The sequence below is a fragment of the Frankia sp. CgJB1 genome (genome assembly GCF_977947065.1).
Window position 1 is genome coordinate 1 of sequence record NZ_CDWTNB010000061.1, and the last position, 1,567, is coordinate 1,567.

Here is a 1,567-nt window from a genome sequence, read left to right on the forward strand (position 1 = left end):
CCGTAGACCCGACATAGAATAATCAAGTTATTGCAATGCAAGTCCCTGGACCTGGTCCCCGTCGAGTCCGGTGGCGACAATCTCACCGCGACGTTCAGCTACGGGCTGGTCGACCGGCAGATCTTCGTCGTCGACGTCGCTGGGGGCGACAAGGTGCCCCGCAAGGGCGGGCCGGGGGTGACCGGCAGCGACCTGCTGGTCATCAACAAGACCGATCTGGCTCCCCTGGTGGGCGCCGACCTCGACGTCATGGCCCGGGACGCGGCCGCGGCCCGCGGTGCCCGTCCGGTGGTGTTCACCTCGCTCACCGCCGACCCCACGGCCGCGGACGTGATCTCCTGGGTACGGGCCCAGCTCGCCGAACTGTCCCCGCGCGGCGGTTCTTACAATGCGTCCAATACGTCGCAACCTTAAAGAGAACGTGAGAGCGTCGTGGCGGTGGGCGGTTTCATGGCGGTGGGGGGTTCCAGGGGATCGGTGCCGGGCGACGGAGGTCCGCCCCTGGTGGGATACACCCTGCGCTACCTACATGACCCTGCCCGGCACTGGCGGCAGCGCTACGACCGGTATGGCCCGGTGTCATGGGAGCGGACCTTCGGACTGCGGGTGGTGAGCCTGCTCGGCCCGGACGCCACCGGCTTGGCGCTGCGCAACCATGACCAGGCATTCGCGAACGGCCCGGGGCAGCAACGGATAGCCGGGCCGTTCTTCCGGCGCGGATTGAGCATGCTTGACTTCGACGAGCACCGCCATCACCGTCGGATCCTCGCCGGCGCGTTCGCCCCGGACAGACTGCGCGGCTATCTCGCTGGGATGAACCCGTCCATCGAACGGGGCGTCGCGGGGTGGCGGCCGGGCGCGAGGTTCCAGGTTTATCCCGCGGTCAAATAGCTCACCCTCGAACTGGCGATCGGGATCTTCATGGGTGAACGGCTGGGACCGGAAGCCGACCGGTTCAACGCCGCGCTGTTCGCCTGCATCCGCGCGCCGGGCGCGGTGGTCCGCATGCCGGCACCCGGGCTACGTTGGTCGCGTGGCTTGGCCGGGCGCCGGTACCTGGAGGAGTTCCTGCGGCTGCGGGTGCCCGCGAAACGAGCCGGGAGCGGCACCGACATGTTCAGCCGGCTCTGCCACGCCGAGGCCGAGGACGGCAGCAGGCTGAGCGACGACGACGTTGTCAACCACATGATTCTGATGATGGTGGCCGCACACGACACGTCCACGATCACGATGACCAGCATGAGCTACTATTTGGCACGGCATCCGGAGTGGCAGCAGCGATGCCGCAAGGAGTCGCTCGCCCTCGGCACGCCAGCGGTGGACCATGCCGACCTCGATCGGCTGCCGTCACTCGCTCTGGTCATGAAGGAGGCGCTGCGCCTGGTCACGCCGGTGCCGATCCTCCTGCGCGCCACAGTGAAAGACATCGACGTGCTCGGCGTCACGGTGCCCGCCGGTACCGTGGCCGCCCTCGCGCTCGCCTTCACCCACCAGATGCCGGAGTACTGGCCGAGCCCGGAACGGTTCGACCCGGAGCGGTTCGCGGACCATCGTCGCGAGGACAAGG

Annotated in this window: 3 protein-coding genes; all 3 read left to right on the forward strand. The window is 68.1% G+C overall.

What is annotated here, in order from left to right; translation table 11 throughout:
• Nucleotides 1-18: 18 nt before the first annotated feature.
• The gene (locus tag AC08OT_RS09315) at nucleotides 19-414 is read left to right on the forward strand and encodes a GTP-binding protein (RefSeq protein WP_476602727.1); all 396 of its coding nucleotides are present in this window, start codon (nucleotides 19-21) and stop codon (nucleotides 412-414) included.
• Between the two features lie 24 nt (nucleotides 415-438).
• Entirely contained in the window at nucleotides 439-891 is a 453-nt protein-coding gene (locus tag AC08OT_RS09320; protein ID WP_476594177.1) for a cytochrome P450, read from the forward strand.
• A gap of 30 nt (nucleotides 892-921) precedes the next feature.
• A partial coding sequence (locus tag AC08OT_RS09325; RefSeq protein ID WP_476602723.1) for a cytochrome P450 occupies nucleotides 922-1,567 on the forward strand: 646 nt, incomplete at its 3' end.